Annotated in this window: 11 protein-coding genes; 7 read left to right on the forward strand and 4 right to left on the reverse strand. The window is 60.2% G+C overall.

Going from position 1 to position 16,544, the window contains the following annotated elements; translation table 11 throughout:
* Positions 1–223: 223 nt before the first annotated feature.
* Together V8G57_RS02860 and edd are read right to left on the reverse strand one after the other, a co-directional pair.
* Positions 224–880 carry a bifunctional 4-hydroxy-2-oxoglutarate aldolase/2-dehydro-3-deoxy-phosphogluconate aldolase gene (locus V8G57_RS02860; protein WP_092398389.1) on the reverse strand — a complete coding sequence of 219 codons (657 nt, stop codon included), beginning with the start codon at positions 878–880 and terminating at the stop codon, positions 224–226.
* Complete coding sequence (gene edd / locus V8G57_RS02865; protein ID WP_342828133.1) at positions 877–2,757, reverse strand: phosphogluconate dehydratase; 1,881 nt, start codon at positions 2,755–2,757, stop codon at positions 877–879. The genes V8G57_RS02860 and edd overlap by 4 nt, the downstream gene beginning before the upstream one ends.
* Positions 2,758–3,069: 312 nt before the next feature.
* Here edd and pgi point away from each other — a divergent pair, with 312 nt between their 5' ends.
* The 6 genes from pgi (at position 3,070) to V8G57_RS02895 (ending at position 10,957) form a co-directional block, all read left to right on the forward strand.
* On the forward strand, positions 3,070–4,725 hold the full coding sequence (gene pgi, locus V8G57_RS02870; protein WP_092398393.1) for a glucose-6-phosphate isomerase: 1,656 nt from the start codon (positions 3,070–3,072) through the stop codon (positions 4,723–4,725).
* Positions 4,726–4,825: 100 nt separating this feature from the next.
* Positions 4,826–6,298, forward strand: coding sequence for a glucose-6-phosphate dehydrogenase (zwf, locus tag V8G57_RS02875; RefSeq protein ID WP_092398395.1), 1,473 nt, complete (start codon positions 4,826–4,828; stop codon positions 6,296–6,298).
* Between the two features lie 22 nt (positions 6,299–6,320).
* Complete coding sequence (locus V8G57_RS02880; protein ID WP_092398567.1) at positions 6,321–7,175, forward strand: SIS domain-containing protein; 855 nt, start codon at positions 6,321–6,323, stop codon at positions 7,173–7,175.
* 44 nt (positions 7,176–7,219) lie between these two features.
* Complete coding sequence (locus V8G57_RS02885) at positions 7,220–8,440, forward strand: AGE family epimerase/isomerase (RefSeq protein WP_342828134.1); 1,221 nt, start codon at positions 7,220–7,222, stop codon at positions 8,438–8,440.
* 66 nt (positions 8,441–8,506) lie between these two features.
* A complete protein-coding gene (locus V8G57_RS02890; RefSeq protein ID WP_342828135.1) occupies positions 8,507–9,463 on the forward strand; it encodes a carbohydrate kinase family protein in 957 nt (318 codons plus the stop codon).
* Between the two features lie 369 nt (positions 9,464–9,832).
* Positions 9,833–10,957 (forward strand): porin, encoded by a 1,125-nt coding sequence (locus tag V8G57_RS02895; protein WP_342828136.1) that lies wholly within the window; start codon positions 9,833–9,835, stop codon positions 10,955–10,957.
* 275 nt (positions 10,958–11,232) lie between these two features.
* On the opposite strand, the gene V8G57_RS02900 is transcribed toward V8G57_RS02895, so the two are convergent.
* Complete coding sequence (locus V8G57_RS02900; protein WP_342828137.1) at positions 11,233–13,206, reverse strand: glucokinase; 1,974 nt, start codon at positions 13,204–13,206, stop codon at positions 11,233–11,235.
* Between the two features lie 91 nt (positions 13,207–13,297).
* Positions 13,298–14,773: a glucose-6-phosphate dehydrogenase gene (gene zwf, locus V8G57_RS02905; RefSeq protein WP_342828138.1), complete on the reverse strand. Its 1,476-nt coding sequence runs from the start codon at positions 14,771–14,773 to the stop codon at positions 13,298–13,300.
* Between the two features lie 359 nt (positions 14,774–15,132).
* On the opposite strand from zwf (V8G57_RS02905), the gene V8G57_RS02910 reads away from it, so the two are divergent.
* Positions 15,133–16,386: an ABC transporter substrate-binding protein gene (locus V8G57_RS02910; protein ID WP_342828139.1), complete on the forward strand. Its 1,254-nt coding sequence runs from the start codon at positions 15,133–15,135 to the stop codon at positions 16,384–16,386.
* Positions 16,387–16,544: the final 158 nt, after the last annotated feature.

Below are 16,544 nucleotides of genomic sequence, written 5' to 3' on the forward strand. Positions count from 1 at the left end.
GAATAGCATCCGGCGGCCGATGGGATCAAAACAATCGCCCCAACCAAGCCCTCCTCATCCGAAAAAGCGGGCAGGCAGAAGCATGGCCGAAGACCTGCGGATTCCGGTTGGCGAAATTCCAGGATTAACGCGGCAATAGAAAAACAGAAGGGAAAATGAGATGCGGCTTGCAGCCGCCGTCACTATTGGCTAACCGTGACGGCGGAAGAATGAGGAGGATGAATCAGAGCGCCTTGCGCAATTTGCTGGCGGCAGCGGCCAAGGCGGTGATGCGCGCCCAGTCGCCGGACTTCAGCACATCTTTCGGCGTCAGCCAGGAACCGCCGACACAGGCGACGTTCTTGCAGGCGAGGAAATCCGGTGCGCTTTCCAGCGAAATGCCGCCGGTCGGGCAGAACGTGACGTCGCCCAGGGGGCCTGCAATCGCATTGAGCATGCCGACGCCGCCGGCCGGCACTGCCGGGAACAGCTTCAGCTGGCGGAAGCCGGCTTCGCGCGCCGCCATCACTTCGGACGGCGTCATCACGCCAGGCAAGAGCGGCAGGCCGCTGGATTTGGCGGCGGCGATCAGGGCCGGCGTCAAGCCGGGCGAAACGCCGAACACCGCTCCGGCATCGCGCGCGGCGACGAATTCGTCAGCCTGGGTCAACGTGCCGACGCCGACAATCGCGCCCGGCACCTGCTCGGCGATGGCACGGATGGCCGGCAAGCCATGCACCGTGCGCAGGGTCACTTCAAGCACGCGGATCCCGCCCGCGACCAAGGCTTTGGCCAGCGGCACCGCATGCTCGATATCGTCGATCGCGATCACCGGGATCACCGGCGACGCGCGCATGATGTCCAGCAGCTGGTTGCCGTAAAGGAGATTTGTGGATGTCATATCGTTGCTTTCTGTGGTTGTTCTGAATGTGCGGCAGCTTCCGGATTGTGCAGGACGGGCGGCAAACCAAAGCTGGTGGCGCCCTCTTCCGCTGCGCTCACCGTGGTGCGGAACATGGCAAACAGCTCGCGGCCCATGCCGACGTGGTTGGCAGTCAGGTCGATCGCCAGCGGCTGGCGCTGCGCCCATTCTTCGGCCGGCACCAACGCTTCCAGTATACCTTGCTCGGCATCCATGCGGATCATGTCGCCGTCGCGCACCAGGCCCAGCGGGCCGCCGGCCAGTACTTCGGGCGTCACATGGATCGCTGCCGGCACTTTGCCGGAGGCGCCTGACATGCGGCCGTCGGTGACCAGGGCGACATGGCGGCCGGCGTCCTGCAGGATGCCCAGCGCCGGCGTCAATGCATGCAGCTCCGGCATGCCGTTGGCGCGCGGGCCTTGATGGCTCAGGACGGCGACAAAATCGCGGTCCAGCTCACCGGCGCGGAACGCCTTCATGAACGCTTCTTGCGAATGGAACACTACTGCCGGCGCCTGCACTACCCAATGCTCTTTCTTGACCGCGGAAATCTTGATGACCGAGCGTCCCAGGTTGCCGGTCAGCAGCCGCAAGCCGCCATCGGCGGAAAATGGCGCAGTGGCCGTGCGCAGCACCGAATCGTCGCCGCTCACTGCGGGAGCCGGCTTGAACACCACCGCTTCGCCATCCAGGAATGGTTCGGCGCAATGGGCGCGCAGGCTGCCGCCGAGGATGGTTTTGACATCCTCATGCATCAGGCCGGCATCCAGCAATTCGCGGATCACGAAACCGGTGCCGCCGGCGGCATGGAAGTGATTGACGTCGGCGTCGCCGTTCGGATAGATGCGGGTAACCAGCGGCACTACCGCGGACAGCGCATCGAAATCGTTCCAGTCGATGACGATGCCGGCCGCCTTGGCGATCGCCACCAGGTGCAAGGTGTGGTTGGTGGAGCCGCCCGTCGCCAGCAGCGTGACGATGGCGTTGACGATGCTCTTCTCGCTCACTACATGGCCGACCGGCAGATACTGGTTGCCGCGGTCAGTGATTTTCAATGCCTGGCGCGCCGCCTCGGCCGTCAGGGCATCGCGCAACGGCGTGTTTGGCGTGATGAATGCGGAACCCGGCAGATGCAGGCCCAGCGCTTCCATCAGCATCTGGTTGCTGTTGGCGGTGCCGTAGAAAGTACAGGTGCCGGCGCTATGGTAAGACTTGGCTTCCGCCTCCAGCAGTTCGGCGCGGCCGATCTTTCCTTCAGCGTAGAGCTGGCGGATCTTCACCTTCTCCTTGTTGGTCATGCCGCTGGTCATCGGCCCGCCAGGGATGAACACCGCCGGCAGATGGCCGAAATGCAGCGCCCCGATCAGCAATCCCGGCACGATCTTGTCGCAAATGCCGAGATAGACCGCAGCGTCGAACATGTTGTGCGACAACGCAATCGCAGTCGCCATCGCAATCGCGTCACGCGAGAACAGCGACAGTTCCATGCCAGGCTGGCCTTGGGTCACGCCATCGCACATCGCTGGCGTACCGCCGGCAAACTGGGCGACGCCGCCGGCAGCATGGACTGCATCCTTGATGATTTGCGGGTAGCGCTCGAACGGCTGGTGGGCCGACAGCATGTCGTTATACGAAGAGACGATCGCGACCGATGAACTTTTGTCCTGTTTCAGCCTCAATTTATCATTCGTTGGAAACGCGGCGAAACCGTGTGCAAGATTGGTGCACGACAGCGCTCCGCGCTGTACATCCTGGCGACGCGCATGCTCGAGGCGCGCCAGATAAGCGCTACGATAAGGCTGGCTGCGCGCAACGATACGTTCGGTGACTTTGGCGACGCTGGCTTGAACAGACATGATTAGATCCTTGAAACAGTAGGAATTTGAAATTTTACTACAAAATAATGCAGCAACGCTAATTTGCCGCCCTTTTTTCCACCCTTGCCTGCCCCCATCCATCTTTTACGGCAGCCCCGCCTCACCTACGAAGCAGCACTCTTAGCCGTACGACAAGCTATGACCGTTATCTGGAGAAAACCACAAGCCGCCCGACCAATGCGGACCGCAAAGCCACGCTAAACAAGCGCGCTACAAAATATTTTGTAGTGAAATTACCGATAACTGTTGTATAGTCGTATAAATTCCTGACCGACAATAAAGACTCCGGATATGCCACAACCAGCGCTTAATACTACCGCCAGCTTCCAAGCCTTGCATGCCCATTACGCAGCAGTCAAAGATACGTCGTTGCGCGAACTGTTCGCCGCCGCCCCGTCGCGCTTTGAACAGTTCTCCGTCAAGGCAGCCGGCCTGTTCCTCGATTATGCAAAAAACAATGTCACCGCGGAGACCATGGGCCACCTGTTTGCCCTGGCCCGGGAACGCCAGCTCGAAACCCGGCGCCAGGCGATGTTTGCCGGCGCCAAAATCAACACCACCGAACACCGCGCAGTCCTGCACACAGCCCTGCGGGCGCCGCGCCTGCCAGCCCTGGAACTTGACGGCCAGCAGGTCAGCGCCGATGTGCATGCGGTGCTTGAAAGAGTTCAGACTTTCACCGCCGCAGTTCGTTCCGGTACTTGGCTTGGCTACAGCGGCAAGCCGATCAAGGATATCGTCAACATCGGCATCGGCGGCTCCGACCTCGGCCCCAAGATGGTGTGCCAAGCCTTGCGTCCTTATCAACAGGCCGGCCTCACGCCGCACTTCGTATCCAATGTCGACGGCGACGACCTTGACGCCGTGCTCACGCAGGTCGATCCGCAAACCACGCTGTTCGTGATCGCCTCGAAAACCTTCACCACTGCAGAAACCATGATGAATGCGCATTCGGCGCGCAACTGGTTTTTGCAGAATGCCGCCGGCGCGCAAGAATCCGACCTGCGCAAGCATTTCGTTGCCGTTTCCACCAATGTCGAGGGCGTCACCGCGTTCGGCATCGATGCCGCCAATATGTTTCCGTTCTGGGACTGGGTCGGCGGCCGTTATTCAGTATGGTCGTCGATCGGCTTGCCGGTTGCGCTGGCGGTCGGCTTCGAGCATTTCAGCGAATTCCTGGCCGGCGCCCACGCCATGGACCGGCATTTCCAGGATGCGCCGCTGGAACAGAACATGCCGGTGATCCTGGCTTTGCTGGGTGTCTGGTACCGCAATTTCTTCGATTACCGCTCGGTATCGATCGCCCCCTACCACCAAGACCTGGGCAACTTCCCGTCCTACCTGCAGCAGCTGGAAATGGAAAGCAACGGCAAGCGCGTCAGCCTCGACGGCGCCACGCTTGAGGCAGCATCTTGCCCTATCATCTGGGGCAATGTCGGCACCAATGGCCAGCACGCTTATTTCCAATTGCTGCACCAGGGCACGGACGTTACGCCGGTCGATTTCATTGCAACCCTGCACGCCAGCCACCAGCTGCCAGGCCACCAGGCGGCGCTGCTGGCCAACTGTTTCGCCCAGTCGGAAGCCCTGATGCGCGGCAAGCACGCGGACGAAGTGCAAGCGGAAATGCAAGCCAAGGGCATGCCGGCCGACCAGGTCGCCGCCCTGCTGCCGCACCGCACTTTCCCCGGCAACCGCCCTAGCAACACGATCCTGATGGAAGCGCTGACGCCGGCCAGCCTCGGCGCGCTGATCGCCTTGTACGAACATAAAGTGTTTGTCCAGGGCGTGATCTGGGACGTCAACAGTTTCGACCAGTGGGGCGTCGAGCTGGGCAAGGTCCTGGCGAGCAATATCCTGGGCGAACTGACCACAGCTCCTGATCCACAAGGCCATGACAGTTCAACCAACGGCCTGATCGCGTTGGCGCGTACAGCTTTGTCATAACAGGGTTATATTTCTCGGCAGGATGGGAAGGCCCAAGGCTGCGCCAACCATCCTGCATCTATCTCTCAATAGCGGCAGCAATTTATAGGTCTTAATTATCATGGCTCTTGCAGAATTCGATTTGGCAATCTTTGGCGGTACCGGCGACCTGGCGATGCGCAAGCTGCTGCCGGCAATGTATGCGCGCGACCGCGCCAACGACTTGCCGCCGGGAGCGCGCATCCTGTGCATCGGGCGCCATGAAAGCAGCGACGCGGATTTCCTCAAGCACGTAGAACAAGACGCCAAGCCGCACATCAGCAAGGAAAGCCTGGACGCCACGGTCTGGCAGCGTTTTTGCAAACGCATCAAATATGTCGGCATGGACGCCACCGATACCGCCTCCTACAAGGCGCTGGTGGAAGCCATGCGGCCTGACCACGCGATCACCAATGTGTTTTACCTGGCGACTCCGCCCAGCCTGTTTTCAAAAATCTGCAAGAACCTCGCCGCCTGCGGCCTGGCCACTTCCAATTCGCGCGTAGTGCTGGAAAAGCCCTTGGGACGCGACCTCGCCAGCGCCAAGCAGATCAACGCCGAAGTCGGCGAGGTATTTGCCGAATCGCAGATTTTCCGTATCGACCACTACCTCGGTAAAGAGACGGTGCAGAACCTGCTGGCGCTGCGCTTCGGCAACGTGCTGTTTGAACCGTTGTGGCGCCGCGAATGGATTTCCGATGTACAGATCACGATTGCCGAAGAGCTGGGCGTCGGCAACCGCATGGGTTACTACGAGACTTCCGGCGCCCTGCGCGACATGCTGCAGAACCACTTGCTGCAGCTGCTGTGCATCGTTGCCATGGAACCGCCGGTATCGATCACGCCGGATGCGGTCCGCGATGAAAAGCTGAAAGTCCTGCGCTCGCTGAAGCCGTTCACGCCGACTACGCTGGCGCAAAACGTGGTGCGCGGCCAATACCGCTCCGGCCACGTCGAAGGCGTCGCCGTACCGGGCTATCGCAAGGAAGCCGACGCCAATCCGCACTCGCGCACGGAAACCTTTGTCGCCCTCAAGGCTGAAGTCGATACCTGGCGCTGGGCCGGCGTGCCGTTTTACCTGCGCACCGGCAAACGCATGGCCGATTCGCTGGCGGAAATCGTGATCCGTTTCAAGACCATTCCGCATTCGATCTTCGCCCAGCCGAACAGCAGCTTCGAGCCGAACTGCCTGGTGATCCGGCTGCAGCCGGATGAAGGCCTGACCCTGAACCTGATGGCCAAGACTCCCGGCGACGGCATGCGCCTGAAGCCGGTCGAGCTGGAACTGAATTTCCGCGAGAGTTTCAAATCGCCGCGCATGGAAGCTTATGAACGGCTGCTGCTGGACGTCTTGCGCGGCCAGCTGACGCTGTTCATGCGCAGCGACGAACTGGAAGCGGCATGGGAGTGGGTAGAACCGATCCTGGAATTCTGGGACCAGGAAGAAGACGATCCGATTCCGTACACCGCCGGCACCTGGGGCCCCGCTGCGGCCAGCGCCCTGATTGCGCGCGACGGCTTGCAATGGCGTGAAGAAGCGCTGCCAGAACTTTGACCGGGCTGGAACTCGAATGACGATGCTGCTGGACGCGATCCGGACCCAGATCGACTTGCTGTCGAAGTCGGAGAAGAAGGTCGCACTGACGATTCTCGACAATCCGCAGCTGGCGCTGGCGGAAAACATCACCGCCCTGGCCAAGAACGCACAAGTGTCGGAGCCGACGGTAGTGCGTTTTTGCCGCGCCATCGGCTACGAAGGCTGGCACGATTTCAAGCTCAAGCTGGCGCAAAGTCTGGCGGTGGCGCTGCCGGGCGCGAACGAAATGCTGGCGCAGGACGATATCGCCGCCGACCTGGTCAACAAGATCTGCAGCCGCTCGATCAACACCCTGCTCGACCTGCGCAACCACCTGAGCGCCGATGCGATCCAGAAGGCGCTGGACGTCCTGCTCAAGGCGAACAAGATCGAGTTCTACGGCCAGGGCACTTCCGGTATTGTGGCAGCAGATGCCCAGCACAAATTCTTCCGCTCCGGCGTTCCCACTGTCGCCTACTCCGATCCGCATATCCACAGTATCGCTGCGTCGCTGCTGCAACCGGGCGATGCAGTGGTAGCCATTTCGCAGCGCGGCGGCAATGCCGCCCTGCTGCGCAGCGTGCAGCTGGCCAAAAAAGGCGGCGCCGACATCATCGTGCTTGGCCCCAGCGGCACGCCGCTGGCTGAGCTGGCCACGGTGCTGGTGCCGATCGACCTCAGCTTCAACATCGATCCCTATACGCCGATCTCGGCGCGCCTGGCGCACCTGGTGGTGATCGACATCCTGGCGGTCGGCCTGGCGCTCAAGCGCGGCCCAGAATTCCGCAAGAAAATGCAGAACGCGCAAAAAGCCTTGCAGCAGTTCGACATGCAGTTCGATTCGTTTTTTCGCTGACGCCGCCCTGTGCCGCCTGCGACGCATCTATAAAAAATACATACATGAGACCAGATTCCCCAGCGCCCGATTACCGCGATCCAGAATTCCTGCGCGACAGGATGCGGCGCGACATCGCCTTCTTCCATCCGCGCGCGATTGATCCAGCCGGCGGTTTTTTCCATTACCTGAACGACGACGGCAGCGTCTACGACAGCGCCAGCCGGCACTTGGTCAACAGCAGCCGGATGGTGTTCTGCTACGCCCTCGCCTGGCGCCTCGACGGCAAGGAAGAATATCGCGAGGCAGCCCGCCATGGTTTGCGCTTCCTGCAGCAACAGCACTGGCAACCGTCATACGGCGGTTACGCCTGGGTGCTCGAAAACGGCGTCGCCGTCGATCGCACCCAGCATTGCTACGGCCTGGCGTTCGTGCTGCTGGCGCATGCCCATGCCCTGCGCATCGGCATCAGCGAAGCCGCCGACGGCATCGCCGCCACTTTTGACCTGATGGAAAAACTGTTCTGGTCAGAAGCAGACGGTCTGTACGCCGACGAGGCGACGCCGGCAGGCGTGGTGTCGCCTTACCGTGGCCAGAACGCCAATATGCACAGCTGCGAAGCCTTGATTGCGGCGTTCGAGGCCACCGGCGAGCAACGCTACCTGCAGCGCGCCGAGCTGCTGGGGCACAACGTCACGGTGCGCCAGGCGGCGCTGGCGGACGGCTGGATCTGGGAACACTACCATGCCGACTGGAGCGTGGACTGGGAATACAACCGCCACGACAGCAGCAACATGTTCCGCCCGTGGGGCTTCCAGCCCGGCCACATGACCGAGTGGTCCAAGCTGCTGTTGCTGCTGGAGCGCCATCGTCCGCATTTGCAAGGCGACGCCGGCTGGCTGCTGCCGCGCGCGCGGCAGCTGTTCGATGTCACCATGCCGGCCGCCTGGGACCAGGCATCCGGGGGCATGGTGTATGGACTGGCGCCGGATGGCAGCGTCTGCGACGGCGACAAGTATTTCTGGGTACAAGCCGAATCGCTGGCCACCGCGGCGCTGCTGGCCGCGCGTAGCGGCGACCAGGCTTACTGGGTCAGCTACGGCAAATTGTGGGATTACAGCAGCGCGCACCTGATAGACCAGGAACGCGGCGGCTGGTACCGCATCCTGCGGCAGGACAACCGGCGCTATGGCCCGGAAAAACCGCCGCACGGCAAAACCGATTTCTATCATCCGATGGGCGCGTACCTGGAAGCACTGGCGGCGGTCGGCAGTCCGCTTGAATAAGTTGAATAAGCACTCAGTTGAATAAGCACTTGAATCAATTCCTTTAAACATTGCATGGATGCTGTCATGTCTGACAAACCCGTTCTCACTTTTCCTCAATTCATCAGCGCCGGCGAAGCACTCACCGACCTGATACGGGTCGGCGCCGACCAGTGGCTGAGCAAGACCGGCGGCTCGACCTGGAACGTGGCCCGCGCCGCCGCCAGCCTGGGCGTTTCATCGGCGTTTGCCGGCGCCATCAGCCAGGACTGGTTCGGCGACGAACTGTACGCTGCCAGCCAGGAAGCCGGCCTCGACCTGCGCTTCCTGCAGCGCGCCGCGCGTTCGCCGTTGCTGGCGGTGGTCTATGAAACCTCGCCGCCGCAATACAATTTCATCGGTGACAACAGCGCCGACCTGTCGTTCGACCCGGGAGTGCTGCCGAGCGGCTGGCAGCAGGCGGCACAATGGGTGCACTTCGGCGGCATCAGCCTGACCCGTTCACCGCTGGCGGAGCGCCTGATCGAACTGGCGGAGGACCTGCACAGCCGCGGCGTGAAAATAAGCTACGACCCGAATTTCCGCAGTGTAATGGGCCAGCGTTACGACGCGGTGCTGAAAAAGATGGCGCAACTGGCCGATGTCATCAAGGTTTCGGACGAAGACCTGGCCGGCCTGTTCCGCACAAACGACACCGAAGCCGCCCTGGCGACGCTGCGCGGCTTCAATCCGGACGCAACCGTGCTTCTGACCTTGGGCTCCAAGGGCGCCGCGATCCATGCCGGCGACCAGTACTGGCAGGTAGCGCCGCCGCCGATCACCGTGGTCGATACGGTGGGTGCGGGCGACGCCGGCATTGCCGGCCTGATCTATTCGCTGATACAGGAAGCTGCTGCACCTGCAGCATCGGACAGCCAAAATACAGCACCCGACTGGCTGCAACACCTGCGTTTTTCGATTGCCTGCGGTTCAGCCGCCTGCCTGAATGCCGGGGCCAAACCGCCGCAACTGGGGCAGGTTCGGGCCTTGCTGGAAAAAATATAAGGTGTTGGCCCGCCATCCCGCACTGCAAGATAAATGTATCTAAATTACTTGTAGTAAAAATACAGATAAAAAAATTTCCACAAGAAAACAAATAAAAAAATCACCAAACAAGGGCATTTTTTAATAGACCTTTCCGTTGCCACAACTATGCATTCGACGCATGAAAAATTTGCCGGTGCTGTAAATTAGCAACACAAATATAGTAAAACTACACAAATAAAACAAAAATTTCATAAACAGGTTTACCATTCTTAACAACAAAGAAATCGGCATTACAAGAAGCAAGAACGAAGGTCCGGTTCAAGAATTTCGAGCTACACAAGACTCGGAAAGCAGTGGTCAACGCCACATTTTTACTTAGGAGATGAAATGAGAAAATCTGTTCTGAAAGCCATGCCGTTGGCCAAGCCACTCGCGGTTGCAGCAGCCCTGGCTTGCGCCCTTGTCGGCTCGGCCCAAGCGCAAACCAGCGTGACCATCTACGGTCGCGTTGACGCAGGCATCAACTACCAAAGCAATCAAGTAGGCAAAGACGCAAACGGCAACACCATCCGCGGCGGCCAATGGGGCATCGGCGGCAATGAGTGGGGCACCAGCATGATCGGCTTCAAGGGTGTTGAAGATCTGGGCGGTGGCCTGAAAGCGCTGTTCACGTTAGAAAGCGGCTTCCAAGCCGACACCGGCCGTTTCAACGGCACCGGCCTGTTTAATCGTCGTTCGACCGTTGGTTTGAACGGTGGCTTCGGTACCGTGAAAATCGGCCGCGACCTGGCGCTGCCAAGCGACCGGGTATGGAGCATCGATCCTACCGGCCAGCAGAACATGAGTACGTCGACCTTGTTCAAAGGTCGTAACTGGCCACAAACCAGCAACCAGATCCAATACGTCACACCAGACATGGGCGGCCTCTACGTGCACCTCATGTACGGTGCGGGCGAAGCTGCAGGATCGACTACACGCGGACCAACTGGTTCAGGAATCGGTAACAGCACCGGTATCGCAGTCGGTTTCGTACAGCCTACCTATGAATTGCTGGCGATGTACGATACGGCACATGACGAAAACGGCACTTACGACAGCTTGTTCTCCCGCTCCAAGGAAATCACTGTCGGCGGCAACGTTACGTTCGGCGCTACAAAACTGTATGCCGGCTGGCAAAACCTGTCGGCTCCGGCCCAGCCTCTGACAACCAGCGGCATTGGCGCAGCTAACAAAGCCAACCAGTTCTGGCTCGGCGCCAACTTCCAGGCGACTCCGGCTCTGACGCTGATCGGCGCGGCTTATCACGTCAAGCTTAACCACGACGTAGGCAGCGCAAACCTGTTCATGGTGGGCGCCAACTACAACCTGTCCAAACGCACTCTGCTGTACGCGAGCGTCGGTACTATCCGCAATGGTTCGAACACCGATTTCCAAGTTCAAACCGGCGACAGCACTGGCTTGACTGGACAGAACCAGAACACGTTCTACACTGGTATCAGCCACTCGTTCTAAGACAGCAGGCAACAGCCGGTGCGCCGCTTGAGCTCGGCGCCTCGGCTGAGCCTGCCAGCACTACTGTTGTGCTTGCCGCGTGAGTGGCAATTAGTGAGAGACGTCCCTGGGTAACTCCCAGACTTTGCCCATTCGCGTGCGAATGGGCATTTTTTATGGGTGAACGGTTTGCACGAATGCAAAGCGACGAAAGTGTATGGGAAGTGGCGGAACCGCCGGAAGACGCCGCTTACTTTCCTGGAACAAGAAAATAAGCGGCTACAGGCTACAGATGATTACTTGATATGGGAAATGACATTCGGCGACAAGGTCACCTCTTGGTCGCTGCGCGCCGATTGCACCGGCTTGCCGTCGCGCTCGGCGGTGATCTTGTCGCTGTCCGATTCGCCCAGTGAAGCGATATGGGTCAGGATGCCGCGCTTGGCCTGGCGCTGCAGTTCGGCAAACGGACTGGAACGGTTGAGCGACACGCCCACCGCCAGCACATCGATCAACAGCAGCAGCAGGATCCGCGACACCATCGGGATGTGCATCATGCTGCTTTCATCGTGTTCGACCGCCAGCGTGTAATGTGCGCGCTTGGCCAGCTGCGAATTGCTCGGCGCCAGCGCAATGATGGTAGCGCCGGAATGCACCGCGACCTCGACCGCCGGCGCCAGGTGGCGCAAACGTCCTGAATTCGAAATCACCACCACCACATCGCTGCTTTTCAGCATGGCGGCGGAAACTTCCTGCAGCTGCGGATCGGTATATGCCGAGGATGGAATGCCCAGGCGGAAGAATTTTTGCTGCGCATCCTCGGCCACCAGGCCACAGCTGCCGAAGCCGTAGAACTCGATGCGGCTGGCCTGGCTCAATACTTCAATCACGCGCGACAAGGTATCGGCGTTGAGGTTGTCGCGCACTTCCATCATCGCCGAAATGGTGTTGTCGACTACCTTGACGCCGACATCCAGCGAGGAATCGCCGACGTGGACCTGGCTATGCGCGACCGGCACCGTGCCGGTGACGCCGGAAGCCAGCTTCAGCTTGAAATCGGCCAGCCCCTGGCAACCCATGGTGCGGCAAAAACGGATCACGGTCGGCTGGCTGACATCGGCGCGCCTGGCGATTTCTGAAATCGGCTCGCTCATCACGGCGCGCGGATGCGCCAGGATCAGGCTGGCGACCTTCTGTTCGGCCGGTGAAAACTGGTCGCGCGCCTTGCGGATCTTTTCCAGGATAGGCACGGCATTGCCGCCGCCCAGGTGCTCGGAAAGGATCGCCGCGACCCCGACAAAAGCCGGGTACGGCGCGGTGATGACAAAGGTCGGGATCTTTGCCAGGTAATTGCTGAAACGCCCTTTGCTCTCGAAACGTGCGCGGAACGGCGAACGCGCGAAATACTCGCCCAGGCGCGGCACCACGCCGCCGCCGATGTACAAGCCGCCCAGGGTGCCCAAGGTCACCGCGACGTCGCCGGCCACCGTTCCCAGCATCGCGCAAAAACATTCGACCACTTCCATGCACAAGCCGTCCTGGCCTTGCAACGCCCGTTCGACAATCTGCGCAGTCTGCAAAGGCTCAGGTTTGGCAATACCTTGCAGGTCGGCCAGCGCCTGGTAAATCATTTCAATGCCGGGGCCGGAAACCAGGCGCTCGGCGGAAACGTGAGAATAAGTGCGCCAGCAGTAAGCCAGCACCGCCGCCTCGCGCGCATCGCCAGGCGCAAAGGTGACGTGGCCGCCTTCGCTGCCCAGCGCGATCCAGCGGCCTTCGGTGGGAATCAGCCCGCCCACGCCAAGCCCGGTGCCGGCGCCGACCAGGCCGACCACGCCGCCGCTCAGGGCTCTGCCGGCGCCGACCTGGATGCAATGCGATTGCTCCAGGTGCGGCAAGGACATCGACAGCGCGGTGAAATCATTGACCACCAGCAGCGTATCCAGGTTCAGGCGGCGGCGCGTGGTTTCTATCGAAAATTCCCAATCGTGGTTGGTCATCTTGATATCGTCGCCCTGCACCGGGTTGGCGATCGCAATCGCCGCATGCCGCACCTGCGGATGCTGGCTGGCCGACAAGTATGCCTCGACCGCCAGGGCGAATTCGGCATAGTCGGCGCAACGCAAGGTCTGTATCGAGTCGATCTGGCCCGGCGCCCGCTCCAGGCCGAAGCGCGCATTGGTGCCGCCGACGTCTGCCAGCAGGCGCGGACCATCCAGATAGCTAGTTGCCGGATTCTCGCTAGCGCTCATGATCGTGGATGAAGACATGGTGTAAAACTTTCACTTAAATACTGTTAGTAGGATGGGCGGCGGCGATTGCTTCGCCATGCCACGCTTCGCAAATTTTTCGGTCAGGGACTCAACGATCTTCCGGCCACTGGGCGCCGGCCCGCGCCATCATCGCGAACGATGCGGTCGGCCCCCAGCTGCCTGCCATATACGGTTTGGGCGGGGCCGAGCTGCTTTGCCAATGACGCAGCAGCGGCCCCACCCAGCGCCAGGCTGCTTCCTGTTCGTCGCGCCGCACGAACAGGGACAAATTTCCACGGATTGCGTCAAGCAGCAAACGCTCATAGGCTTCGGCCCGGCGTTGCTTGAACGCCTGGTCGAAAGCCAGGTCGAGCGCCACCGGCTCTACTGTCATTCCATCGCCAGGCTGCTTTGCCAGGCAATGCAGCTGGATCGACTCATCCGGCTGCAAGCGGATCACCAGGCGATTGCTGCTGCCGCCGGCCAGGCCGCCCGGCATCGGCAAGATGGCGTGCGGGATAGGCCGGAAAGTGATCACGATTTCCGCCGTGCGCTGCGCCAGGCGCTTGCCGGTGCGCAGGAAAAACGGCACGCCGGCCCAGCGCCAGTTATTGATCTCGGCATGCAAGGCAACGAATGTTTCGGTCTGCGACTCCGCCCCTACCCCTGGCTCTTGCCGGTATGCCGCCACCGATTTGTCGTCGACCGCGCCCGCTACGTACTGGCCGCGCACCGCCTTGAGTTCCATGTCTTCCGCCGAAAACGGCTTGAGGGCGCGCAATACGCGCAACTTCTCATCGCGCACCGCATCCGCATCCAGCGAGGTCGGCGGCTCCATCGCCACCATGCAGAGCAGCTGCAGCAGATGGTTTTGCACCATGTCGCGCATGGCGCCGGTGGCGTCGTAGAACTCGCCGCGCCCTTCTACACCCAGCTGTTCAGCGATCGTCAGCTGCACATGCGCCACCGATTCGCGCCGCCACAGCGGTTCAAACAAGGAATTGGCGAAACGCAGGGCCAGCAGGTTTTGCACCGCTTCCTTGCCTAAATAATGGTCGATGCGATAAATCTGCTCTTCGGCGAAGACCCGCGCTACCGCATCGTTGATCGCGCGCGACGACAGCAAATCGTGTCCCAGCGGCTTTTCCAGCACCAGCCGCGCCTGCGACAGGTCGATCTCGCTGGCAGCCAGGTTGGCGCAGATCGGCTCGAACAGCGAGGGCGACGTCGCCAGGTAAAACACCGACACCGCCTTGCTGGCAGCCAGCGCCTCTGCCAGCGCCCGATACCCGGCGCGGTCCGTCAGGTCCAGCGGCAGGTAAGTGATGCGCGCCAGGAAGCTCTGCCAATGCGCATCGTCCTCGGCTCCCGCCACGCCGCTCTTTACATAGGGGATGGCGCTCTTGCTGACCCACGCCAGGTAGTCTTCCTGGCTGAAATCCTGCTTGGCGACGCAAATAATGCGACCATCCTGGTGCAGCTTCCCTTCCCGATGGGCAACAAACAACGCCGGAAGTATCTTCCGCATCGATAAGTCGCCGGTCGCTCCGAACAGCGTAAAAGTAAAAGGAATAGTTGGCTGCATCAAAATTTTTGTAATAAATAAAAAACTTATATTGCAATATTAATGTAGCATTACTACAATTACAAGCGGCGTAAGGAGTAAATCCTTCATATTTACAGGGAAACTCAAGATCGCATGTAGTTTTACTAGTTTTTCACATGATACACATGGGCGGATAATTTCGCAGGGTTCGAACTGGTAAAAGAACGTAGCCTTGCGGCATTTCCCGGCCGTTGCGTACATGCAGGTTTGAAGTGGGAGCAACAAAGCAGTGTCAGGCCTGGCGGCAGCCACAATAGGGTGCCGGCAAGCTTTTGCAAGGATTATCATCAGGTAGCAAAGTATTCATCGCAGATTAATTCTCAACACAGGAGACAAGAATGAAACTGAATCAAATAATAAAATCGGTATTCGCAACTACTGCACTGCTGTCCAGCGCCGCCGCGGTTCACGCGGCTGAGGTCGAAGTGCTGCATTACTGGACATCGGGCGGCGAAGCCAAATCAGTCGCTGAGTTGAAAAAGATCATGGAAGCCAAGGGCGTCACCTGGAAGGACTTTGCGGTTGCCGGCGGCGCAGGCGAAAACGCCACGACCGCGCTGAAAGCCCGCGTGATCGCAGGCAGCCCTCCGACAGCGGCGCAGATCAAGGGACCATCGATCCAGGAATGGGGCCAGGAAGGCGTGCTGGCGAACATCGATGCCGCGGCTACCGCGGGCAAATGGGATTCGCTGCTGCCCAAGGTGGTCTCCAACACCATGAAATACCAAGGTCATTACGTGGCGGCTCCGGTCAACGTGCATCGCGTCAACTGGCTCTGGATCAATCCGGAAGTCTTGAAAAAAGCCGGCGCCAAAGTGCCCACTACCTGGCCTGAATTCTTCGACGCTGCAGACAAGATCCAGAAAGCCGGCTTCATCGCCGTCGCCCAAGGCGGCCAGCCTTGGCAAGATGCGACCGTGTTTGAAACCGTTGCGCTGGGCGTAGGCGGCGCCGACTTCTACAACAAGGCGCTGGTCAAGCTCGATCCGGCCACCCTGACCGGCCCGACCATGATCAAGACCTTCGATACGCTGGGCAAGATCAAGGGTTATATCGACAAGGACGCTCCAGGCCGCGACTGGAACCTGGCGACTGCAATGGTCATCAACGGCAAGGCCGGCATGCAGTTCATGGGCGACTGGGCCAAGGGCGAGTTCACCGCTGCCGGCAAGCAGCCAGGCAAGGACTTCCTGTGCGCACCAGCTCCTGGCACTGCCAAGTCGTACACCTACAACATCGACTCGATCGCCATGTTCAAGGTCAAGAATCCTGATTCGCAAAAGGCTCAGCTGACCCTGGCCACCGCCATCATGAGCCCTGAGTTCCAGGAAGTGTTCAACCTGAACAAGGGTTCGATCCCGGTCCGCCCTGACATCCCGCGCACCAAGTTCGACAGCTGCGCCATCGAATCGATGGACGACATGGCCGCTTCCAGCAAAGCCGGCACGCTGGAACCAAGCATGGCGCACGGCATGGCTGTCAGCTCCGCGGTACAGGGCGCGATGTTCGACGTCGTTTCCAAGTTCATGCATTCGAACATGACTTCGCAGGCTGCGGCACAGGCGCTGGCAAAAGCAGCAAAGACACAATAAATTACTAGTAAATGAGTATTTTTGCTGTTTGCCTAGTGTTTTTTTAGAGTAAATGAGAACCGGGGCCGAAGCGAGTAACATCGATTCGGCCCCCGCCGTGTCCGGCGGTGTCCAACAGAACACCGCCGGCGCCGGCTCTGATCCTGCTTCAGGAGACT

Source organism: Collimonas rhizosphaerae (genome assembly GCF_038896935.1).
Taxonomy (GTDB): domain Bacteria; phylum Pseudomonadota; class Gammaproteobacteria; order Burkholderiales; family Burkholderiaceae_D; genus Collimonas; species Collimonas rhizosphaerae.